16 protein-coding genes and 1 pseudogene are annotated in these 21,498 nt (G+C 70.6%); 6 read left to right on the forward strand and 11 right to left on the reverse strand.

Going from position 1 to position 21,498, the window contains the following annotated elements; genetic code table 11:
- Positions 1–4: 4 nt before the first annotated feature.
- Genes OG883_RS35210 through OG883_RS35220 form a run of 3 tightly spaced genes read right to left on the reverse strand, consistent with a single transcriptional unit; the run spans position 5 to position 4,194 of the window.
- Positions 5–1,543, reverse strand: coding sequence for an aldehyde dehydrogenase family protein (locus OG883_RS35210; RefSeq protein WP_266550360.1), 1,539 nt, complete (start codon positions 1,541–1,543; stop codon positions 5–7).
- On the reverse strand, positions 1,540–2,880 hold the full coding sequence (locus OG883_RS35215) for a VOC family protein (RefSeq protein WP_266550362.1): 1,341 nt from the start codon (positions 2,878–2,880) through the stop codon (positions 1,540–1,542). The genes OG883_RS35210 and OG883_RS35215 overlap by 4 nt, the downstream gene beginning before the upstream one ends.
- Positions 2,881–2,931: 51 nt before the next feature.
- Complete coding sequence (locus OG883_RS35220; RefSeq protein WP_266550364.1) at positions 2,932–4,194, reverse strand: FAD-binding oxidoreductase; 1,263 nt, start codon at positions 4,192–4,194, stop codon at positions 2,932–2,934.
- A 130-nt stretch (positions 4,195–4,324) separates the two neighbouring features.
- On the opposite strand from OG883_RS35220, the gene OG883_RS35225 reads away from it, so the two are divergent.
- From OG883_RS35225 to OG883_RS35235, 3 genes are all read left to right on the forward strand, one after another.
- The gene (locus tag OG883_RS35225; protein WP_266550367.1) at positions 4,325–5,230 is read left to right on the forward strand and encodes a LysR family transcriptional regulator; all 906 of its coding nucleotides are present in this window, start codon (positions 4,325–4,327) and stop codon (positions 5,228–5,230) included.
- An 81-nt stretch (positions 5,231–5,311) separates the two neighbouring features.
- Entirely contained in the window at positions 5,312–5,734 is a 423-nt protein-coding gene (locus tag OG883_RS35230) for a secondary thiamine-phosphate synthase enzyme YjbQ (RefSeq protein WP_266550369.1), read from the forward strand.
- Positions 5,735–5,803: 69 nt separating this feature from the next.
- Positions 5,804–6,088, forward strand: coding sequence for an integrase (locus tag OG883_RS35235; protein ID WP_266550372.1), 285 nt, complete (start codon positions 5,804–5,806; stop codon positions 6,086–6,088).
- Between the two features lie 352 nt (positions 6,089–6,440).
- On the opposite strand, the gene OG883_RS35240 is transcribed toward OG883_RS35235, so the two are convergent.
- Together OG883_RS35240 and OG883_RS35245 are read right to left on the reverse strand one after the other, a co-directional pair.
- Entirely contained in the window at positions 6,441–7,619 is a 1,179-nt protein-coding gene (locus OG883_RS35240) for a cytochrome P450 (protein ID WP_266550374.1), read from the reverse strand.
- Positions 7,616–8,326, reverse strand: a complete 711-nt coding sequence (locus OG883_RS35245) for a hypothetical protein (RefSeq protein ID WP_266550377.1) — start codon at positions 8,324–8,326, stop codon at positions 7,616–7,618. Before OG883_RS35245 ends, OG883_RS35240 begins: the two co-directional genes overlap by 4 nt.
- A gap of 271 nt (positions 8,327–8,597) precedes the next feature.
- Here OG883_RS35245 and OG883_RS35250 point away from each other — a divergent pair, with 271 nt between their 5' ends.
- A complete protein-coding gene (locus OG883_RS35250) occupies positions 8,598–9,800 on the forward strand; it encodes an IS110 family transposase (RefSeq protein ID WP_266537911.1) in 1,203 nt (400 codons plus the stop codon).
- A 448-nt stretch (positions 9,801–10,248) separates the two neighbouring features.
- Here the strand turns inward: OG883_RS35250 and OG883_RS35255 are convergent, their stop codons facing one another.
- Entirely contained in the window at positions 10,249–11,070 is an 822-nt protein-coding gene (locus tag OG883_RS35255; RefSeq protein WP_266550379.1) for a hypothetical protein, read from the reverse strand.
- A gap of 306 nt (positions 11,071–11,376) precedes the next feature.
- On the opposite strand from OG883_RS35255, the gene OG883_RS35260 reads away from it, so the two are divergent.
- Positions 11,377–11,574 carry a DUF429 domain-containing protein gene (locus tag OG883_RS35260; RefSeq protein WP_266550381.1) on the forward strand — a complete coding sequence of 66 codons (198 nt, stop codon included), beginning with the start codon at positions 11,377–11,379 and terminating at the stop codon, positions 11,572–11,574.
- Between the two features lie 365 nt (positions 11,575–11,939).
- Here the strand turns inward: OG883_RS35260 and OG883_RS35265 are convergent, their stop codons facing one another.
- Entirely contained in the window at positions 11,940–12,587 is a 648-nt protein-coding gene (locus OG883_RS35265; RefSeq protein ID WP_266550383.1) for a hypothetical protein, read from the reverse strand.
- A 154-nt stretch (positions 12,588–12,741) separates the two neighbouring features.
- Positions 12,742–12,924: pseudogene (locus OG883_RS35270) on the reverse strand (leucine zipper domain-containing protein); the annotation flags it as partial.
- 204 nt (positions 12,925–13,128) lie between these two features.
- On the opposite strand from OG883_RS35270, the gene OG883_RS35275 reads away from it, so the two are divergent.
- On the forward strand, positions 13,129–15,999 hold the full coding sequence (locus OG883_RS35275; RefSeq protein WP_266550385.1) for an AAA family ATPase: 2,871 nt from the start codon (positions 13,129–13,131) through the stop codon (positions 15,997–15,999).
- Between the two features lie 33 nt (positions 16,000–16,032).
- On the opposite strand, the gene OG883_RS35280 is transcribed toward OG883_RS35275, so the two are convergent.
- The 3 genes from OG883_RS35280 to OG883_RS35290 are packed head-to-tail and all read right to left on the reverse strand — an operon-like array spanning position 16,033 to position 21,333.
- Positions 16,033–18,204, reverse strand: a complete 2,172-nt coding sequence (locus OG883_RS35280; protein WP_266550387.1) for a bifunctional serine/threonine-protein kinase/ABC transporter substrate-binding protein — start codon at positions 18,202–18,204, stop codon at positions 16,033–16,035.
- Between the two features lie 10 nt (positions 18,205–18,214).
- Positions 18,215–20,491, reverse strand: coding sequence for a bifunctional serine/threonine-protein kinase/ABC transporter substrate-binding protein (locus OG883_RS35285; protein ID WP_266550389.1), 2,277 nt, complete (start codon positions 20,489–20,491; stop codon positions 18,215–18,217).
- Complete coding sequence (locus OG883_RS35290; protein ID WP_266550391.1) at positions 20,491–21,333, reverse strand: hypothetical protein; 843 nt, start codon at positions 21,331–21,333, stop codon at positions 20,491–20,493. The genes OG883_RS35285 and OG883_RS35290 overlap by 1 nt, the downstream gene beginning before the upstream one ends.
- Between the last annotated feature and the right edge of the window lie 165 nt (positions 21,334–21,498).

Genomic DNA, 21,498 nt, shown 5'->3' on the forward strand with positions numbered 1-21,498 from the left:
GGAGCTAGAGGAAGTTGACTCCCTGGGCCAGGGGCAGGCTGTCCGAGTAGTTCACGGTGTTGGTGGCCCGCCGCATATACGCCCGCCAGGCGTCCGAGCCGGACTCGCGGCCGCCGCCGGTCTCCTTCTCCCCGCCGAACGCCCCGCCGATCTCGGCGCCCGAGGTGCCGATGTTGACATTGGCGATGCCGCAGTCGGAGCCGTCGGCGGCCAGGAAGCGCTCCGCCTCGCGCTGGTCCTGCGTGAAGATGCTGGAGGACAGGCCCTGCGGGACCCCGTTCTGCAGGGCGATCGCCTCGTCCAGGGTCCGGTAGGTGAGCACGTACAGGATCGGCGCGAAGGTCTCGCGGCGGACCACGGCGGTCTGGTCCGGCATCCGCACGACCGCCGGACGCACATACGCCGCCTCGGGTGCCTGGGCCTGCAGCTGTCGGTCACCGCCGGTCAGGACCTTCCCGCCGTCGGCCTGGGCCGCCGCCAGTGCCTCGTCCATCGCCAGGTGTGCAGCGGCGGAGATCAGCGGGCCCACCAGGGTGCCCGCATCGAAGGGGTCACCGACGGGCAGCTGGCCGTACGCATGGACGATCTTCTCCACCAGCGCGTCCGCGATGTCCTCGTGCACGATCAGCCGGCGCAGGCTGGTGCAGCGCTGGCCCGCGGTGCCCGCGGCCGAGAAGACGATCCCGCGCACCGTGAGGTCGAGGTCGGCGGACGGCGTGACGACCGCCGCGTTGTTCCCGCCCAGTTCCAGCAGACAGCGGCCGAACCGGGCCGCCACTCGCGGAGCGACCTCGCGGCCCATCCGTACCGATCCGGTCGCGCTCACCAGGGCGACACGCGCGTCGTCGACCAGCCGCTCGCCCGACTCGCGCCCGCCGAGAAGGAGCCGGTGCACGCCCTCGGGCGCGCCGGTGTCGGCGGCGGCGCGGGCCAGCAGGGCATCACAGGCAAGCGCGGTCAACGGGGTCAGCTCCGAGGGCTTCCAGACGACGGTGTCACCGCAGACCAGGGCGAGAGCGGTGTTCCACGACCAGACGGCGACCGGGAAGTTGAAGGCGGAGATCACACCGACCACGCCCAGCGGGTGCCAGCTCTCCGCGAGACGGTGACCCGGCCGCTCCGAGGCCATGGTCCGCCCGTACAGCTGACGGGAGAGCCCGACCGCGAACTCGCAGATGTCGATCATTTCCTGTACTTCGCCGAGCGCCTCGGAACGGATCTTGCCCGCCTCGATGGTGACCAGGTCCGCCAGGTCCTCCTTGTGCTCACTCAGCAGCCCGCCCAGGCGCTTGACCAGCGCGCCGCGCTGCGGCGCGGGGACGGTACGCCAGACCCGGAACGCCTGTTCGGCCGCGCCGATCTCCGCGTACGCCTGCTCGGGCGACGTGGCGGGCAGCGTGAACAGAGTGCCGCCGGTGAGCGGCGTACGGGCGATGAGATCGCCACCGCCCGCGGGCAGTTGGGCGCCGCAGCGGAGCAGGCTCTGCTGCGCGCGGGCGCGCAGCGAGTCGTGGTCGGGGAGCGTGGTGCGGTTCGTGGTCACGAGGCGTCCTTGGGGAGTCCGAGGCCGTGGCGGGCCTGTCGTAGTGAGCTGTCCTGCTGAGCGGCGTAGAGATCGAAGGGGTCGTGCACGGGCCGCTCCAGTACTCCGGAGAGCCACTGCTGGTCGTAGTGGGCGCCGGTGACGGTGGTGTCGCGGGTGCCCTCGTGGGTGAGGTTCGACTGGAAGATCCCGGCCGCCGATGCGGGCAGGAAGTCCTCGTAGACGAGAGGAAGGGCGCTGACCCAGCCCCCTTCGAGGAGTCCGGCGAGGTCCTCGGGCGGATGGCTGCCGTCACGGAGCCGGCCGAGGACGGGCTCGTAGCGGAAGAAGGCCTTTTCCTGCACGGCCAGTTGATGCTCGGTACGGGGAAAACGCCCGGCCCAGACCTCGGCCGGCTCGCCGATCAGCTCGTCGTAGAGAGCGCGGCCCGCCCGGGTGAGCGCGATGCCACGCGCCTCGACCTCACCGAACCGCACCCGCAGGGAACCTTCGCCGACACTGCCGTCGGGCTCGCGGAAGCGGCGTGGCTCGGCCAGGGCACGGAAGGACGTCTGGCGCAGCAGCACGTCCGGGCCGTCCCAGCGTGGCGGCCCCTGGATCCGGTCGATCATCGTGATGCCGCGGTCCGCCATACGGCGGTAGAGCTCGTCGATGTCCAGCACCCGGGGCGTGAGGTGATTGATATGGGTGCTGGTGACGCCGCCGATGTCGGCGGCCACGGCGGAGATGTGTTCCAGCTCGGCGTACCAGGTACGGTCCACCGGTTCCGGGGACAGCTCGAAGGCGGCCACGGCCAGGGTGAGGAAACGCTCCGCCTGTGCCTCGTCGAGGCCGTCCTCCTGTTCGGCCCGCGCGGCCAGGTCGAGCAGCTCCGGCGGGAAGAGTTCGCGTCGGCCGAGGAAGGACTCCAGCCGGGCCTGGAGCCCGGCGTCGAAGAAGCGCCGGTCGGCGACGGTGAGCAGGGAGGTGAAGACCCGGAAGGGGTTGCGTTCCAGCTCCGCGGCCCCGATCGGCCGAAACGCGGTGGAGACGACCGGGACGGCGCTCGCGGCCGCCTCGCGCAGATCGTAGAACCCCACGGGCGCCATGCCCAGCGCGGCGAAGATCTGGGCGGCCTGGCGCATCTCGCGTTCCGTGCCGACGCGGATCGCGCCGTGCCGCTCCGCGGTGACCCGCTCGATCCCGCCGAGACGACCCGCATCGCCGCCCTTGGCGATCACCTCGTCGTTGACCTGTGCCGACACCTCCAGAAGCGTGGTGTACGCCGGGACTTCCGAGCCGTACATGTCGGAGAGCCGGCGGGCGAACGCGGCGCGCAGCCGCCAGGTGGGGATCATGCGCTCCTCCTTCGGGTCCTCGTGGTGCTGCGGTCGGACGGTGGGGTCCGGTCAGATGATGTGGGCCTCGGGGCGTACGGCCGCGGCATGTCCTTCGAAGCGGGACGCGGAGAGCGGGCCCACATCGATGAACGGCGTCCTGTCCAGACAGAGGTCGCGCACGATCTCGCCGACCGCGGGCGCCTGAAGGAAGCCATGCCCCGAGAAGCCGGTGGCGTACAGGAATCCGACCACCTCGCGCGCCCGGCCGATCAGGGCATTGCGGTCCGGAGTCATCTCGTACAGCCCTGCCCAGCCGCCGACCGTCTTCAGTCCGGCGAGCGCCGGTGCCCGGCGTTCGGCGGCCGCGCGGAACGGCTCCAGCCACTCCCGGCTGAACTCACGCCCGAACCCCGGCTCCTGCCGCGGGTCCGACAGACCGAGGACCAGGCCGCCGGCGCTGTCGTTGTGGAAGTAGAGCGTCGAGTCGAAGTCGAGGGTGAAGGGGATGCGCGGCGGCGCGGGGTTCAGTGGCCCGGTCAGCGCGATCTGGCGGCGCAGCGGGGTCACAGGGAGTTCGACGCCGGCCATCGCGCCGACGGCCGCGGACCAGGGACCCGCGGCACACACCACGGTTTTGGTGCGGACCGTCCCGGCCGTCGTGTGCACCGCCCGTACCTGACCGCCATCGGTGTCGATGCCGGTCACGGCACAGTGCGTACGCAGGGTCGCGCCGTGGCGTTGCGCCGCCCGCAGATAGCCGTGCACCGCCGCCTTGGGCAGGGCGTAGCCGTCGTCGGGGGAGTACGCGGCGGCGACGACGGAGCGCGGATCCAGATACGGGCAGAGCGCATGGGCCTCGCGTGGCGTGATGATCCGGCTGCGGACCCCGAGGTCGTTCTGTACGTCGACGGCCTGCTGGAACGTCGCGACCTCCTCGTCGCTGCCGAGCAGGAAGAGATATCCGACGCTCTCGATACCGATGTCGGCTCCGGGGCGGGTGGTGAAGGCGCGCCAGGCTTCCAGGCTGCGCTGCCCCAGACCGATGTTGAGCGGATCGGAGAACTGCGCACGGATGCCGCCGATCGGTTTGCCCGACGAACCGGACGCGGGCTCGTCGCGCTCCAGCACCAGGACGTTCCCGACCCCGGCCTCAGCGAGGTGGAAGGCGACGCTCGCCCCGACGACTCCACCGCCGATGACGACGACCTCCGCCGACGCAGGGAGCGGGCCGGGAAGGGAGCCGGGGAGCGGACCGGCAAGGGAACCGGGGAGCGGACCGGCAAGGGGGCCGAGGAGGGGAGCGGATTCCGAGCTCGGAGCACTGTGAACCATGGAAGAGCCGTCCCGTCTGCTCACTACATCTCGGTATGAGGCGGAGTCCGTGCGGTGACAGCCATGGTGGACGTCACGGACTCTTCGCGTCCATTGACAGTTTCAGCAGTCGATCTTTTAGATCCTCTCTATGGAACTGAGCGGAGTGCATCTGCGGGCGCTGGTCGAACTCGCCCGCTGCGGCACCATGACGGCGGCCGCCGCAGCCCTCGGCTACACACCCGGCGCGATCTCCCAGCAGATCGCGCAGCTGGAGCGGACCGCGGGCGCCCAGCTGATCCGGCGGGTCGGGCGCCGGGTCGAGCTCACGGACGCCGGCCTCACCCTGGTCGACCACGCCGGCCGCATCCTCCGGGCCCAGGCCGAGGCAGCGGCCGCCCTGGAGCGCACCCGCACGGAGATCTCGGCGCGGCTGCGGCTCGGTGTGTTCGGCACGGCGGCCGCCGCGTTCCTGCCCCCTGCCCTGCGCCGGCTCGGCGCACACCACCCGGGGGTGCGGGTGGTCAGCCAGGAGGTGGATGTCGACCAGGCCCACGCGGAGGTGTCCGCCGGGCGCGTCGACCTGGCCCTCGGCCTGGACTACCCCGACGCCCCGCTCGCCCGGGACGCGGATGCGGAGCTGGTACGGCTGCACTCCGAGCGCTTCGCCGTCGCCGTCGAGGCCACCCGTACGCCGCCCGCGGGGACGGCCTGGCAACTGGCCGAGCTCGCCGACCGGGACTGGATCCTGCCCGCCCCGGGGACGTACTACGGACGTGCCGTACGTACCGCCTGCCGCCGGGCCGGCTTCGAGCCGCGCGTCGCCCACGAGGTCACCGACACCGCCACATCCCTGGCCATGGTCGGGGCGGGTCTGGGCATTGCGCCGCTGACCGGGCTGATGCTGCGGCTGCGGTCCGAAGGCATCGCCTCGGTGCCGCTCCACGACCTGGTCGAACGCCATGTGGTCGTCGCCGTCCGCGCGGCCTCCCGCGGGCGGCCGTCCGTGGAGGTGCTCATCGAGGCGCTGAGGGGGGCGGCAACGGCCGGGCCCTGAACCGCCGGCTCGGCTCGGCGGCAGCGGGCCTCCTGCGAGCCGGGACGCGCGCTGCCGCAGAGGGAACGAGAGGATGGAGGCATGCCCGGACCCTTCACCACCACGACCCTGAACATCACCACCGGCTCCGCCGAGACGGTGACCGATCTGACGCATGAGTGCGAACGGTTCCTCGCGGAAGCCGCGGGCGGCAGGGACGGCCTGCTCAACATCTTCGTCCCGCACGCGACCGCCGGCATCGCCGTCATGGAGACCGGCGCGGGCAGCGACGACGATCTGCTCGCCGCGCTGCACACCCTGCTGCCCGCCGACGACCGCTGGCAGCACCGGCACGGCAGCCCCGGCCACGGCAGGGACCACGTCCTGCCCGCGTTCGTGCCGCCGCACGCCACTTTGCCGGTGACCGGCGGCCGACTCGGACTCGGCACCTGGCAGTCCGTCTGCCTCGTGGACACCAATAAGGACAATGCCAACCGTCAAGTGCGGTTGAGCTTCCTGGGCTGATCGAGCCGATCAAGATCGTCCTGGGTGTGGCCGCCAAATCTCCTTACGCTCCGGCGAAACGGGAGAAGGATGCGCGGTACCACCATGGAAGAGATCGAGCGGCCGTACGACGGCTGCGGAAAGTGCCTGCTCGGAGTACGCCGGCTGTCGCGTGTGAAGGCCGCCACGACCTCGCCGGAGCGACAGCGGGAGGACGTGCTGACGGCTGCCGCGGCGATCGGTGGGCACATCATCGACTGGGCGGACGACTGGGAGGTGTCCGGCGCCACCGACCCGATGGCCCGACCGAAGCTCGGTCCCTGGCTCCGCGACGAGCGGGGGAAGTATGACGGGCGGTGCGGTTGCTGGTGCTGAACCCTGGTACGCCGGGTGGTCCGGGTGGTGACCGTGCTGGACATAGAACTCGCCGGCGGCTGTCACTTCCGTCGCCAGAACACCACGGCTACGCCGTATGACTAGCAGGCCGCGATCGCGGAGGGCATAGGCGGAACGCCGTTCGCCAGTATCTGCGCCGAGCTGCTCACCGCCGTTGTTGAGGCGTTCGAGGAGTCGGTGTTGTCGATCGTTGAGGGGTGACCAACGGTGCATTCGACAAACACACACAGGCATCTGCGGATGTGCAATGGTCCGGTCACGCGACAGTGCGCCGCCTGCCGACCACAGCGTCCTCAGCACTCGCTGTGGTCGGTGTCGAGGGCGGCGACAGCTACCAAGAGACGGGTAGTGAACGTAGCCCTCGCATCAGACGTGTATGACGCCACTCCAACTGCTCGGCCGGAATACCAAGGCGCAGTCGCGGGAAACGGCTGAGGACGGTCCCGAGAGCGATTTCGCCTTCCGCTCGAGCCAACGGAGCTCCGACACAACGGTGGATACCGTGGCCAAAGGCGAGATGACCAGCGGCGTCACGGTCCGGGTCGAGGCGGTCAGGATCGGGGAAGCGGGCTGGGTCGCGATCGGCTGCTCCGGGAGCGATAAGCACGGGAGCGCCCTGCGGAATCGTTGTCCCGCCGAGAGTGAGGGCCTCGGTGCTGTACCGGAAGGTCGCGATGCCCACGGGCGAGTCGAACCGCAGCAACTCGTCCAGCAAGGATCCGATCAGCGCTGGGGCGTCGCGGAGGCGGGCGAGGGTGTCAGGTGACTGCATCAGAGCCAGTGCGGCGTTTCCGATGAAATTGGTGGTGGTCTCGTGTCCCGCTACCAGCAACAGCACGGCGAGTGAGATCAGTTCGTCCTCGCTGAGCCGGTCCTCACCGTCGCGGACTGTGATGAGGTCATGCAGCAGGCTGTCATCCGGTGAATGGCGCTTGGCGTCAACCAGCACCCCCATGTATTCGGCGACCGCGTGTGAGGCGGCGTCGATGCGGTCCGGTTGTCCGGCGGCGAAGAGGTCGTTCGACCAGCGGCGGACTTCTGCGCGATCGGTTTCCGGTACACCGAGCATCTCGCAGATGACGGTTACCGGGAGCGGGATGGCGAGGTCCTCTACCAGGTCGGCTTGACCGTGCTGTTCCCAGTCGTCGAGAAGCTCGTTGGTCACCTGTTGGATGTAGGGGCGTAGCTGTTCCACCGCGCCCTGGGTGAATGCGCCCGTCACCAATCGCCGAAGCCGCGTGTGCTGCGGTGGGTCGCTGGCCAGCATGGTCTGCGACACAGCGGGGTGCAGATTGCGTCGAGAAGGTTGACCGGCGAAGAAGCGCCCCGTGTCCTTCGACAGCCGAGGGTCTGCGAACGCCGCTCGCGCCTCGGCGTACCCTGTGACGAGGTAGCTGTGCCTTCCTGCGGAACCAGTGGGCACCTTTTGCACCGGCGAGGCAGCGCGAAGCCGAGCGTAGGTCTCGTACGGGTTCTGGAAGAAGCCGGGATCCTGCAGGGGGTCGCTCATGCCTTCCAAAGTGCTTGCCATTGCGGGCTTACTCCGGCAGACAGCCTGCCCAAGTGTTCGCCGATCCGTGCCTCGACGGCATCGATCAGGCTGTCTTTTGCAAGGTCCTCCAACAGCTGAGAGGCACGGGCCCGAAAAGCCACCAGGTTGCGGCTGCCGTGGAGTTCCTGCTGCCGCGCCCGTAGCAGCTCGACCAGGATGCGTGCCTCGCGTCGAGCCAGTTCGTCCAGCGGATGCCGCCAGGCGGGAAGGTAGATCAGTGTGAACTGGTCAAGCTTCCGCGTAACTCCGTGGCTGCTGGCCAGGCGGGAGGTGACCGTTCCCAGTTGTCGGTGAAGGGAGACACCCCACGATTCAGCGTCTCCACCGAGGCGCCGGTGCCCCGTGGTGTGAAGCTCGCGGCCAAGCCGCCCCTCCGCGTCGAGGCCGTCTCCCAGCGCATAGGTGATGTCGACGCTGCGCTCTACGCCGGCGTCAGGTGATGCCAGGACAGCTGAAGTCGGCCTCGGTGGCACGGGAAAGCGGCTCCCTGGGTGTGCGAGGCAGAGCGCGTCTGTGAGTGTCGTCTTTCCCGCGCCGTTCGCACCGATCAGCACACTGAATCTGCCAGGAAGGTCGCAGCTCATTGGAGTCTCTGCGCTCGCGCGCAGACCGCTCACCTTGACGCGGCTCAGATGCATGGCAGATCCCCCGATCGACTCGGTCACTCTGCGAACATCATCGCTCAGTGATGCGCTGTGCAGGCACCCCGTTACCTTCTTCGTGGCCTCGCAATGAGGCTCCCGGCCTTCGGCCCCGGTATGACTTGCGCCCCCAGTCGACATGATCGAAAAGGTGGTGTCGCCGGGTGCCGGAGGCATTGGCAGACCGCTGATTAGAGGCACGAGCGCCCCTTGGGCAGTCTCTTCGTAACGTGGATGCCGGCACGCTGATGCCGCAGGTGAGGCCGGGGAGGACGCGAGCACGGGAGCGAAGGGCATGACGGACGAGACTGGCATCGACGTCTATCTGGGCCTGGACGTCGGCAAGGGCGATCACCACGCCACCGCCGTGAGCCGGGCGGGGAAGAAGGTGTTCGACAAGCCGCTGCCCAACAGTGAGCCGAAACTGCGGGAGCTGTTCGACAAGCTCCGGGCCAAGCACGGCACGGTGCTGGTGGTCGTCGACCAGCCGGCTTCCATCGGGGCCCTGCCGCTGGCGGTCGCGCGGGACACGGGCTGCCAGGTCGCCTACCTGCCCGGTCTCACAATGCGACGGATCGCCGATCTTTACCCCGGTGAGGCCAAGACCGATGCCCGCGACGCGTTCATCATCGCGGACGCCGCCAGAGCGATGCCCCACACCCTGAGGACCATCGATCCCGCCGACGAGACCGTCGCCGAACTCGCGATGATCGCCGGGTTCGACGACGATCTCGCGGGCGAGTCCACCCGGATCGCCAACCGGCTCCGCGGCCTCCTCACCCAGATCCACCCGTCGCTCGAACGGGTCCTGGGCCCGCGCATCCAGCACCCGGCCGTGCTCAGACTGCTCGACCAGTTCGGCTCACCCGCCCAGATCCGCAAAGCCGGACGCCGTCGCCTCGTGACCTTGATACGTCCCAAAGCGCCGCGGATGGCGGAGCGGCTGGTCGAGGACGTCTTCACCGCACTCGACGAACAGACCGTCGTCGTTCCGGGCACCGAGGCTGCCGCGCTGATCGTCCCCAGCCTTGCGAGTTCGCTCCAGTCCGTTCTTGACCAGCGCAAACTCCTCGCCGCGAGGATCGAGGAACTCCTGGAGGCCCACCCTCTTTCCCAGGTCCTGATCTCGATGCCCGGCATCGGGATCAGGACCGCGGCCCGCATCCTCGTCGACGTCGGAGACGGCAGCGGCTTCGCCACCGCCGGCCATCTCGCTGCCTACGCCGGCCTCGCTCCCGTGACCCGGAACTCCGGCTCCTCCATCCGCGGCGAACACCCCTCCCGGCGAGGCAACAAACAGCTCAAGAGAGCCTTCTACCTCGCCGCGTTCGCCTCACTCTCCCAGCCCGAGTCACGCGCCTACTACGACCGCAAACGCAGGGAGGGGAAGCACCACATCGCCGCCCTCATCGCGCTCGCCCGACGACGCATCGACGTCCTCTTCGCCATGCTCCGAGACGGCACCTTCTACCAACCACCCACAGCGGCTACGGCTTGACGAAAACCATAGAGGCACCTTTTGATCGCTGTGCCACCTCTGCGTCCCACGGCGTCTTGCACGGCCCGTCGTCGATTGAGGTATGTGTGGCCCCTTCCTGCTGACGCCTCCTCGGCTGCTCGGCTGGCACAGTCTTGGGCCGGGATCACCGAGTTTTCGCCGAAGCGGCGCGTGGTGCAAGCTGCGCGCGGGTGTCGGCACGACTCTCGGCATGCAGCCCCCGGGGTAGGGCAGCCACCAACTTCTGCGCGAGCCCAATGGAAACGTCGAAGGCCACGTCCTGCAACACGGAGGCGGCAGCATGCGGCGAGAAGAGGAGCGCCCACCTGGGGCTGCCGGCGTCTCCGCCACCCCGGAACGTCCACGTGGGAGCGGCCACGTCCCCCGAGGCCGCGGCCGCCGGTTCGAGCAGATCAAGCGCGATGCGGAGGGGTGTGAAGGGCGGAGGTCAGCCGAGTGTGAGGAGGCCGGCTTCGACGACGGCGCGGCCGAAGGGGCTCGCGAGTTCGGCGAGACGTTCGCAGTCGGCGTCACCCAGGGCAGCGTAGGCGGGAAGGGCCAGGCGGTCGGTGCGGTCCTCGATGTGCCGGCGCAGGCGTACGCCGTCCGGGCTCAGGGACTCGCCGTCGAGGAGACCTCTCGTGCGCAGGCGCTCCTCGGTGTCGGCCCACTCCTCCGCGGGCCATGCGCGGCTTCCCTTGAGGAAGTCGACGGGAACCTCACCGGTGGCAGCGTGCAGAACCAGGGCCTCCAAGCCCCCCACGCCCTCGCTCAGCAAGCACGCGACATGGCCGTCCCCCCGGAACTCCCGGAGCAGCGTCTGAGCGTGCCACAGCTGCAGTACCGGTTCCTCCGGCCAGGGCAGCGCAGCATGCGCGGCGAACAGCGGGCGGCCCTGCGCGTGTTCGCAGGCCGCGTCGGCGGCCCTGCGGGTCAGCGCCAGGACCTCGTCGAAAGCGGGGAGTTCGTGGATGCCGGCCCGTCGCAGGGCCTCGCTCGCGGCGGCGTGCCGCGCGTCCAGCACCTGCTGCGGCGTCACCGCGTCCCAGACCCCGTCGACCGCTTTCCGTACGAGACCGGGGTTGAAGTTGTAGAAGGTCGAGATGACCAGCTCAGCGGATGCTCGGCCGAAGGCGGCGCTCCGGGAGGCGAAGTACCCGGCGTGTCCGCTCAGTCCGAGGTCCGCGTACCGTCGCCTTCCCTCGGGGGCGAAGTAGATCATGCCGTGTACGGGCTCGAGTCGGCGCCAGGCTGTTCGCGCTGTCTTCATGGGGTTACCTCTTCCGAGAGTCGACAGAGGGGGTATTCGCTGGAGTTCCGGACTCGCCGTGCGCCCGCAGATGTTCGAGCAGCAGGCGGCTCAGCGTTTTGGGCGCCTCCTCGGGGACCCAGTGGCTGACGCCCTGAAGTATCTCGAACCGGTACGGCCCGTTGACCCACTGCCTCGTCTCCCGCGCGGCCGCCGGGCCGAACGCGCTGTCCTGCGTGCTCCAGACGTACAGCGTGGGCACCTCGACGACGCCGATAGCGCCGTCGGGGCGAGCACATCGTCGGCTCGGTCGAGGTGGGCTTGGGGTTGGCCCTCCCCGAGGCGGTGCGCGGGCAGTGTGTCGACAGCCACGACCATCTCGACGCGTTGGTCTGTGCCCTGGTTGCTCGCGCCGTCCTGGTCGGGGCCACTCTGTGGCCGCGTTCTCCGGACGAGCGCGCGGCCGCTGGGCAGGAGGGCTGGATCCACCTGCCCGGTACGGATCTGGCGGCCCTCCGCCACTGACGGCTGAATTGGGGTTGCCCTGACGGAGGTTGGCGGATACCAATAAAGACAATGCCAACCGTCAAGTGCGGTTGACTTTCCTCGGGTACGGTCGCGCTCGCGACCGTACCCGGCATCCCCGGCCCCACCGAGCGGCGTTCCTGTCTGCCGATCGCGCTCATTCGGTCGCCTTGGCCGCTCCTGCTGGTCCGGTTCTCTTTGTTCGGGATGCCGAGCAAAAGGACCAGGGCCGTGTCGCGGCTACGACGGGCGCAGACACGGATCAAGGGCACCCGAGGGGTCGTCGCCGTCCTGAAGGCAGGGTCGCGGGGTCTGGCACACGCTCCCCCAGACACCCCCCAGGGTCTGTCGCGGGGGCCGACCGGTCAGGTGTTGTCCGCCTCGTCCTCCCGGGCGGCGTCCCGGGCGAGCGCGGCGAGGTCCGGAAGCAGCCCGGCCAATTCCTCCAGCAGCTTGTCCAGGTCCACGATCTCGGGCAGCGGGTACACGAAGCACGCCCCGTTCTCCCTGAACGAGACCGCCGGTCCGGCGAACCTCACCAGACGCTTCGGCAGATCCGAGGCGTAGAACCGCTCGGCCGTCCCCGCGGAGTCGTCGCTCATCGTCAGGTACGGCAGATCCTTGGGGAAGGTCAGATTGAGCTCCGCCGCACTCCAGTGGCGCTCCAGACGTAGGTTCGGTCCGCTGCCCCGAAGGTCGAAGCACACGATCAGCCAGTGCTGGTCCCTGCGCGAAATCTGCTCGTAGCGACTGTCGACGGTGACCTGGTGGTCGCTGAGCGGGCCGGTAACGGTGATTCCGTGCCGCGTTCGCAACAGCCAGGGGAAGTGGCCCGCGTACCCGGCCCACTCCTCTCCGTCCTTGCCGCGCTCGATTCGCTGCCAGCCGGGACGGGCGGCCAGGACGCGCATCGCCCGCTCCGCCTTGCCGACCCGGCGAGCGGTACGGACCGCGAAGGTGAGTCCGATCAGGGACGGGGCCAAGATGACGGCGAAACCAATGATCCAGCCCACCACATACGTCCTTTCGCTCCACCCCGGGAAGTCCGTTCGCCCGCATCTTCACGCAGCGGGTCGCCGCAGGACATCGGTGAAACTACGTAAAGGGCTACGGAGACCGCGTGTTCACACCCTGCCGCCGAAGAAGACCTGAACCTCCCGGACTGGGTCGGCTGGAGCGGTCGGCCGGGCCTGCATCTCCCTCGGCTCGCCGGCGGCGGATCCATCTGTGGGCCGTGACGCGGGAGATGCCCATCTCGGCTGCGACATATGGGATGGGGCGGCCGGCGCAGACACATTGGACGAGCCGCCGCCTGCCGTGAACGGTCAGCCGGGCATTACGGTGGGACACGGAGGCCGGACCGGAAAGCTACCTGGTCGAATGACGCCCCCCACGGACCGTGCAGTCGGCTCCCGCCGGGGATGATGACGTTTCTATGAACGTATCGGCTGGTTGTGCAGGCAAGGTTGCGGAGGAGCGACCACTCGGGAATGATCACGCGGACTTGTTGGGAATGGAGACGCGCCGGTACCGGCGTGGGACGAGACGGCGACGATGCTGATCGGCAGAGCTGACGAACTGAAGCGGCTCATCTCGGCGATCGGCAGTCTGGGGCAGGACGGCGTTCCCGCTGTCGTAGACATCGCCGGAGACGTCGGCATGGGGAAGAGTCGGCTGCTGAGCGAGCTCTGTGCGCGGGCGAGGCAGGGTGGGCTGACCGTGCTGCGCGGCAGGGCCACGGAGTACGAGCAGCACACTCCGTTCCAGACGTTCACGGACGCGTTCGCCGACGTCGATCGTGCCTGTCTCGACTCGGATGCCGTGCCCGAGGCGGCGGCAACGGTACTGCGCGGAGCCGACAGTGTGCAGGGCTCCGCGTCGGGTTCGGGCAACCGTGACCGGTTCGGCCTCTATCGCGCCGTCGCGGAAGTGCTGACCAGGCTCGGGGAGCACAGCGGGTTGGTGATGGCCCTGGACGACCTGCACTGGGCGGATCCCGCGTCTTTGGAGTTGTTGGACCATGTCATCCGGCATCCGGTGGGCGGCCGGGTGCTTCTGGTCGTGGCCCGACGAGAACGGCAGACGCCGCACTCCCTTGCCGCTGCTCTGACACGCGGTGTCGACAGTGGGGCCGTACTGCGCATGGCGCTGCGACCGCTGCCCGAGCAGGAGTCGATCGAGGCGCTTGCCTCCGACCTGCCACCGGTCGACGCGAGGGAGATCTATGAATCCAGCGAGGGCAACCCGCTGTACCTCCACTGCCTTCTGCACGCCTACCGGCATGGCGCGTCGTCGCGCGGCACCACCGTCCGGACCCACGACGACACCGCGTCCGGAGTGCCGAGCGGACTGGGATCCCTGCTCCTGGACGAACTGACTGCGCTGACCGCGACGCAGCGCCGTACCGTCGAGGCAGTGGCGGTCCTCGGCGACCATGCCACGCCCGCAATGCTGAGCCTGACGACCGGACACACCACGCCGGAGGAACTCGACGACTGCATCGGTGCACTGGCGCGGCGCGATCTGCTGCGCAGGGGGTCCGACGGCCGCTGGACACTGCGCCACCCGCTGCTGCGGGCACTGGTCTACGAGCACACGGCCGCACCACGCCGTGCCGAGATCCACCGCGGCGCGGCGGACGAACTGGCCCGGGCAGGTGCCTCCGCCGCCGAGCGTGCTCATCACGTCGAGCGGTCGCTGGCCGGCTGGGATCCCGTGTCGGCGGCCGTGTTGAGTGAGGCGGCCGCCCAGTGCGCCCACACGGCGCCCGCGACGGCCGCTCATCTGCTGGACGTCGTCCTCCGGCTCATGCCGGACACGCCCGCCTGCGCACAGCAGCGTGGAGAGTTGACGCTGGCGCGCGCCAGAGCACTCGGTGTGGGCGGCAGCCTGCGGGAAAGCCGTGACCTGCTCCACACTCTGATCAGTAGGTCCGGGCAGGACGACGCATCGCTGCGCAGGGACGCGATAGCGCTGTGCGCCATGATGGAACGGCTTCTCGGACACTCCCCGGAGGCGACAGCCCTGCTGCAGCGGGAACTGACCCGCAGTCCCGGCCCCGAGCCCCGCCAGGCGGTCTCCTTGGGACTCGCGCTGGGCATGGCCGCCCTGAACACCGTCTCCTACCCCGACGCACGTGACGAGATCGAGCGGACGCTCGCGGTGGCCCGCTCCCACGGCGACCTCATGGGAGAGATGGGGGCCTTGGCGCTGGGGTCGTTGGGAGAGGCATACGAAGGGGAGACGGCGGCGGCCCGTCGGCTCGCCGATGCCGCCGCCGGGCTCGCAGACGGTCTGACCGACCCCAACCTCACGGAACTGTGCGAGTCGCTGGTGTGGCTGGCCTGGGCGGAAGCCCTGCTCGAGCGCTATGCCGACGCGGAACGCCACGCCGACCGGGGTCTGGACATCGCCCGCCGCAGCGGTCAGGTCCACGTCCTGCCACACCTGCTGAGCAGCAAGGCCTTCGTGCACCTCAACACCTGTCGGCTGCCGTCGGCCCTGGAGTCGGCCGAGGAGGCGGAATCCGTCGCACGAGCCATTGGCAGCAGTGATCTCCTGGCCTTCACTCTGTGCTTCAAGGCGCTGATCCTTCTCCTGCGCTGCCCGCTGGGCGACACCAGGGCCCTGACGACCGCAGAGGAGGCCGTGGCTGCGGCCGGCGGAAGCGGCCACTGGTGGGCGTCGTTGGCCAGGTGCGTGCTCGGCCACACGGCGCACGTGAGCGGCGACCCGCACCGTGCGCAGGACGCCATCCTGAAGGCCGGCGGTCCCGAACTACTTGGACTGCAGCCCTCCGTACGCCCTGGCCAGCTGGAAACCCTGGTAGGCACCGCCATCGCGGTCGGCGACGCCGATCAGGCCGCGCACTGGGCCGCACAAGCCGTCGAGGAAGCCGACCGGATGGGTCTTCACGGTCAGCGCGGGGCGGCACTGCGCGCCGAGGCGGCGCTCGCCCAGCACCACGGTGACAGCCGCGCGGCCGCACACCTCTTCGAGCGTGCCGCGCAGGCGTACGCGCCGTCCGGTGCGACGCTCTGGGAGGCGTACTCCCTGCTGCTGGCGACTACCCAGGCGCAGGCCGCCGGCGACGGTCCGCGCGCCGTCGCGATGTGGGAGCGGGCCCGCCGTCTCGCCGACGACGGCGGCGCGCGCCTGCTGTCCGACCTGGCCTCGATGGTGCGCCCCCAGGCCGAGGAAACCTTGCGCGCACCCACGGAGCTCGACCAACTGACCACACGTGAACGGGAGATTGCCGAACTCGTTGCCGAAGGACTGAGCAACCAAGCCATCGCGATGAAGCTGTACCTCAGCCGCCGCACGGTCGAGACCCACCTGTCGGCCATCTACCGGAAGACCTCCGTGCCGTCCCGCTCGGCACTGGCAGGCCTCATGACGCGTGCGGCCCTCGGCCGTCGCGCGTGAACAACGCACCACAGTCGAGGCACGACGCGTGGCTCAGGCCGTGGCGTCCCGGTAGTCGCCGAGGCAGCGGAAGGCGCCCCCAGTCGCCCGGAACAGGTACATCGCGTCCGTGTAGCGGTAGGTGGACGAGTCGAAGCGCAGCCGTTTGGTGCTCCCCCGGTAGTCGGTCTCGCGCAACCGGCCCACGATCGCGCCCCGTTCCGCGCGCGACGCGCCCAGCGCCGTCATGGCGCGGGCCACGAAGAGCGTCGCGTCGTAGGCCTCGGCGGAGTACCAGAGCGGCGCGGTGCCGAAGCGTGCGCGGTAGGCGGTGACGAACGACTTCGCGGCCGTCACCCGGGTCGGATCGAGGAAGGCGGTGGCGAACACCCAGCCCTCGGCGGCGTCGCCCGCCGAGGCGAGGAAGCGGGAGTCGAGGGCGCGCTGGGTGGCCAGCCGCGCACCCGAGTAGCCGGCGGAGCGCAGCGCGCGGGCCAGCCGCGCCGCCCGCGCGTACCCGCCGGCGAACACCACCGCGTCCGCTCCGGCATCCGTCACCGACTCCGCGAGGGCACGGAAGTCGTCGGCCGAGTCGTCCTCGGCGGCGAGGGTGCGCCGGACCGTGGTGCGCTGCCCGGATCGCACGGCCTCGTCGACGCCCGCGCACAGACGCCAGCCGACGTCGCCCTCGGCGGCGTCGTCGATCAGCATCGTGTTGTGGGCCCCGGCGATGCGGACGAGGTACGCGGCGACCGGCGCCGCCAGGGTCGTGTCGCTGGGGCGGGTGGCCGCGTACACCCGGTAGGTGGTGAGGGACACATCGTCGAGTCCGACCGACACGGAGACCATCGGGAGCAGTGCCTGCTGGTAGAGGCCAAGGGTGGCCTTCGCACAGGCATCGGTGGTCGGCCCGAGCACGGCGCGGACCCGCTCGTCGGCCGCCAGTCGCCGGGCGACCCGGCGCGACCGGGACGCGCTGCCTGCGTCGTCGTGCACCTGGAGTGTCAGGTCGAAGCCGCGGCCGGCGCGGGAGTTGAAGTGGTCGACGGCGAGCCGTACGCCGTTCTCGTGGGCCCGGCCCGTCGTTCGGCCGCCGCCGCTCAGGTCGGCATGCAGGGCGACCACCAGCCGCGGCAGCCGCGCCTCGGCGCCGTCCGTTGCCGAGGCGCGGCCGGGGCGGTTCGCCGTCCACCAGGCCGCCGTTCCGCCGGCCGCCAGGACCCCGGCGGCCGAGCCCAGTGCCAGGAAGCGGCGGCGCGTGGCGCCTCCCGGGCTGACGGCCGTCTCGTTGCCGGGCGGTGCGTCGGTTGCCGTTGCCCCGGACACCTCGGTCGCCTCGACGGCGGGCAGGGCGAGCACGGCGGCCGAACGGCGCGCGATCAGCTGGATCAGGGACTCCGGCAGCCAGCCCCCGCCCTCGCCCGCACCGTCCAGGGCCCGCCGTACCTCGGCCACGGCCGGCCGGGAGCCGGGCTCCTTCACCAGGCACCCCCGCAGCAGCGGCAGCAACGGCTCCGGTACGCCGTCCAGGTCCGGCTCGTCGTGGACCGTGCGCATCAACATCCCGGCCGCGGAGCCCCGCCCGAAAGGGCGCTCGCCCGTCACGGCGTACGCCAGCAGACAGCCGAGTGAGAAGATGTCACTGGCCGGCCCGATCTCCCGGCCCCTGCCCAGGGCCTGTTCGGGGGAGAGGAATCCGGGGGAGCCGACCACCATCCCGCTGGCGGTGAGCGCGGTGTCCTCCGGCATCCGGGCGATACCGAAGTCGATCAGCCGGGGTCCGTCGACCGCGAGCAGCAGATTGCCGGGCTTGACGTCCCGGTGCACAAGACCCGCCCCGTGCACCGAGTCCAGCGCCTCGGCCAGCCGCGCCCCCAGGACGCGGGCGGTCCCGCACGGCAGCGGGCCGCACTGCTCCACCGCCTCCGCCAGTGAGGGCCCCGGCACGAACGCCGTGGCGAGCCACGGAGACTCAGCGTCCGGGTCCGCGTCGAGCAGCGGCACCACCCAGGGGCTGGTGACCCTGCCCGCCGTCTCCACCTCCCGGCGGAAACGGGCCCGGAATCCCGTGTCGTCCGCGTGCGCCGCGCGGATCACCTTCACCGCGGCGAGCGCGCCTCCGGGGGTGCGGGCCAGGTACACCACGCCCATGCCGCCCGCGCCCAGCCGTCGCAGCAGCCGATAGCCCGCGATCCTGGCCGGGTCGGCGCCGCGCAACGGCTCCATCAGCGTCCCATCAGGTGGACACCTGGTAGGGCGCCACGCCCTGGTACGCGAACCGGCCGCCGTCGACCTTCCACAGGTACACCCCGCTGCCGTCGACGACCAGGGTCCCGGTCGTCTTGTCGAACGCGAAGTTCCTGGTGATCCCCTTGTACGTGGCCGAGCGCAGTGCCGTCGTCAGGTTCTGCCGGGTGCGGCGCCCGGCGGTCAGCGAGCCCAGACTCTTCACGGCGAGCTGCGCCACGTCGTACGTCTCGACGGCGTATCGCTCCGGCTCCGTGTCGAAACGCTTGCGGTAAGCGGCCCGGAACGCCTTCGCCTCGGGCGCCACGGTGGCGTCCATGACCGGGGCGACGATCACCCAGCCGTCGGCCGCGTCCCCCGCGGCGGACAGGAACCGGGCGTCGAGCACCCCGTGCGCGGCGGCCCTGGCCCCCGGGAAGTCACGGTTGCTCAGTTCCCTGGCCAGCAGCGCGGCGCGGTCGTGATGGCCGGCGAAGACCACCGAATCGGCGCCCCCGTCCAGCAGGGCGTCCAGGGTCGGCCCGAAGTCGGTGCGCAACGCGCTGACCACCTTCGGCACGGCCGGCTGCCGTTCGTCCCGAAGGATCTTGGAGAGGGTGCTGCTGATCTCCCAGGCATAGGCGTCCGCCGCCCGGTCGTCGACGATCCCGACCGTGCGCGATTTCGCGGTGCCGCGCAGGTACGCGTCGAGGTAGAGAGGCAGGATCGTGTCCGTCACCCGGGCGTGCAGGAAGGACCGACTGCCCATCACCCCCAGCACCGTGGCGCCGGGCGACACCGCGATCAGGGGCAGCGAGGCGGCGTCATACGTCGCCAGCGAGGCCAGGGCGGTGGCGTCCGTGGTGGGACCGATCACGGCCAGCACGGAACGGTCGGCGACGAGCTTCTGGGCCGCTTCGGGTGCCCGGGCCGGATCGCCGCCGTCGTCCACCGTCTTCACGGCGAGTGTGAAGGGTCTGTTCGCGCGGGAGTTGAACTCGTCGGCCGCGAGCCGCAGCCCCCGCTCCTGAGCCCTGCCGACCGCTTTCTGATCGCCGGTCAGGTCAGCGTGCAGACCGAGGGTGTGCACCGGACCGGTGGCCGTCGGGGCGGGGCCGTCGTTCTCGCCGTCACGGGAGAGCGCCCACCACGCGGCCAGTCCGCCCCCGGCCGTGACAGCCGCCGCGCCCCCGGTCAGGAGCAGGAAACGGCGTCTGCCGACCGCACGGGTCGGAGGCGGAGTGGCTGTGGTGTCCGTCGGCGCGGTGCCGGCGGACGCGGGGTCGGCCTCGGTGTCGTCGACGGCGGGCAGCGCGAGCCCGGCGGCCGACCGTTCCGCGATCAGCCGGACCAACGGCTCGGGGAGCCAGGCCTCATCGCGGGGGGCCCGCTCCTCTTCGCCGGGAATTTCATCCCCGGGAGCTTGTGGACGTACCGCCCGCAGGGCCTCCCGCGGGTCGGGGAGCGAGGCGGGCGACGAGGGTGTGGCGTCCGTGAGGGCCCCGGACAGAGCCTCGGCCGTGGGCCGCAGCTCCGGGTCCTTGTCCAGACAGCCGCCCACCACCTCGGCGAGCTCCGCCGGAACACCCTCCACGTCCGGCGTGTCGTGCACGGTGCGGTACAGCAGCGCGTCGAGCGACCCGGTACCGAACGGAGGGCGGCCGGTCGCCGCGAAGGCCAGCAAGCAGCCCAACGAGAAGACGTCTCCGGCCGGTCCCGGATCCCGCCCGCCCCGCGCCTGTTCCGGTGGCAGGAATCCCGGCGTGCCGACGACGACACCGGTCGAGGTGAGCGCGGTGTCCTCGGGGTCACGGGCCACACCGAAGTCGATCAGCCGTGGTCCGTCGAGTGCCAGGAGCACATTGCCGGGCTTGACGTCCCGATGCACGAGACCTGCCGCGTGGAGCTCCCGCAGCGCCTCGGCGAGCCGTGCCCCCAGCATCCGCAGGCTCCGCACCGGCATCGGCCCGTGCGCGGCGACGGCCTCGCCGAGCGAGGGGCCGGGGATGAACACGGTCGCCAGCCAGGGCTGCGCCGCCTCGGGGTCCGCGTCCACGAGGGACGCCACCCACGGGCTGGTCATCCGGCGGGCCGTGTCCGCCTCGCGCCGGAACCGCTCCCGGAAATCGGTGTCCTCGGCGTACTCGGCCTGGATCACCTTCAGGGCGACCAGGGTTCCGCCGGCCGAGCGGGCCAGGTACACCACACCCATGCCACCCGCGCCGAGCCGTCCGAGCAGCCGGTGGCCCGCCAGCTTGGCGGGGTCGGAAGTACGCAGCGGTTCCATCACTTCCCCTTCAGCCGCTGCTCTATGCGCGTCAGCATCTGAGCGAGGGCCTTGCTGCCCAGTTGTTCGAGTTCCTGCACGGTGTTCCCCTTCGCGCCCGTCACGGACACGGCCACGACGACCGTGCCCAGCCGTGCGACCATCCACCGGTACGGCTGTGCGGAACTGCCGTTCCCGACGTACTCGCCGGCTTCCAGGACGTACTCGTCGGCGTACTCCTGCTCGCGGGCCCCGAAGGGGGTGCCGAGTGACATCAGACCCGTGATTCGCTCGTCGGACCGGGGCCGCTGTTCCGGGCAGCGCAGCACCTCTTCGAGGGTGGTGCTCAGCTGCTCGTCGGCGCCGAGGACGGAAGCGTGCACGGTGGCCACTGCCGTCACCTTGACCGCGCCCTTGCCTCCGCCGGCAGGCAGCCCGCTGTAGCGGGACGCGCTCGCCAGCACCCCGTGCGGGAGCTTCTCACGCTGCCAGCGACAGCTCCCGTTCAGCACGGCCCAGGTGCCCGGTGTGCTCTCGCCCGGATACTGGGCGACGAAACCCCGGCCCCAGCCGCGCGGGGCGAGCACGACGGACTCGGCCAGACGGCGCCCGTCCTTCGAGGTCCGGGGGACGAGGGAGGCATCGGGCGTGAAGACGGAAGCGGCGGCGGACGAGCCGCCCGACGGGGGCGCCCCGGCGCTCGGCGAGGCACTGGCCGATGTGCTAGGCGACGTCCTGGCCGAGGGCGAACCGCTCTGCCGGGAAGCCCCGTCGTCCGGCTGGGCCGAACACCCGGCCAGCAGACTCCCCGCCACCAGCAAGGTCACCCAACTGTCCCGCATTCCATGGGCGTTGTCTGTCACTCAGTCCCCTCAACACCGTTCGCGCCGTCCGACTCGTCGAACGTAGACGGCTGGGAGGGAGGGGACCTCAGTAGAACCACGTATCCGGCTACGTATTCCGCAGGTGTGCCGCCCGGGGCAGGCCCGTCCGGCGCCCAGCCCAGAACGACATCAAGCAGACCGATG

The organism is Streptomyces sp. NBC_01142 (assembly GCF_026341125.1).
Lineage (GTDB): Bacteria > Actinomycetota > Actinomycetes > Streptomycetales > Streptomycetaceae > Streptomyces.

Coding starts and splice junctions, on each gene's coding strand:
- OG883_RS35215 (WP_266550362.1), bottom strand. CDS start 2,880: ATGATCCCCACCTGGCGGCTGCGCGCCGCGTTCGCCCGCCGGCTCTCC.
- OG883_RS35220 (WP_266550364.1), bottom strand. CDS start 4,194: ATGGTTCACAGTGCTCCGAGCTCGGAATCCGCTCCCCTCCTCGGCCCC.
- OG883_RS35225 (WP_266550367.1), top strand. CDS start 4,325: ATGGAACTGAGCGGAGTGCATCTGCGGGCGCTGGTCGAACTCGCCCGC.
- OG883_RS35230 (WP_266550369.1), top strand. CDS start 5,312: ATGCCCGGACCCTTCACCACCACGACCCTGAACATCACCACCGGCTCC.
- OG883_RS35235 (WP_266550372.1), top strand. CDS start 5,804: ATGCGCGGTACCACCATGGAAGAGATCGAGCGGCCGTACGACGGCTGC.
- OG883_RS35240 (WP_266550374.1), bottom strand. CDS start 7,619: ATGAGCGACCCCCTGCAGGATCCCGGCTTCTTCCAGAACCCGTACGAG.
- OG883_RS35250 (WP_266537911.1), top strand. CDS start 8,598: ATGACGGACGAGACTGGCATCGACGTCTATCTGGGCCTGGACGTCGGC.
- OG883_RS35255 (WP_266550379.1), bottom strand. CDS start 11,070: ATGAAGACAGCGCGAACAGCCTGGCGCCGACTCGAGCCCGTACACGGC.
- OG883_RS35275 (WP_266550385.1), top strand. CDS start 13,129: ATGCTGATCGGCAGAGCTGACGAACTGAAGCGGCTCATCTCGGCGATC.
- OG883_RS35280 (WP_266550387.1), bottom strand. CDS start 18,204: ATGGAGCCGTTGCGCGGCGCCGACCCGGCCAGGATCGCGGGCTATCGG.
- OG883_RS35285 (WP_266550389.1), bottom strand. CDS start 20,491: ATGGAACCGCTGCGTACTTCCGACCCCGCCAAGCTGGCGGGCCACCGG.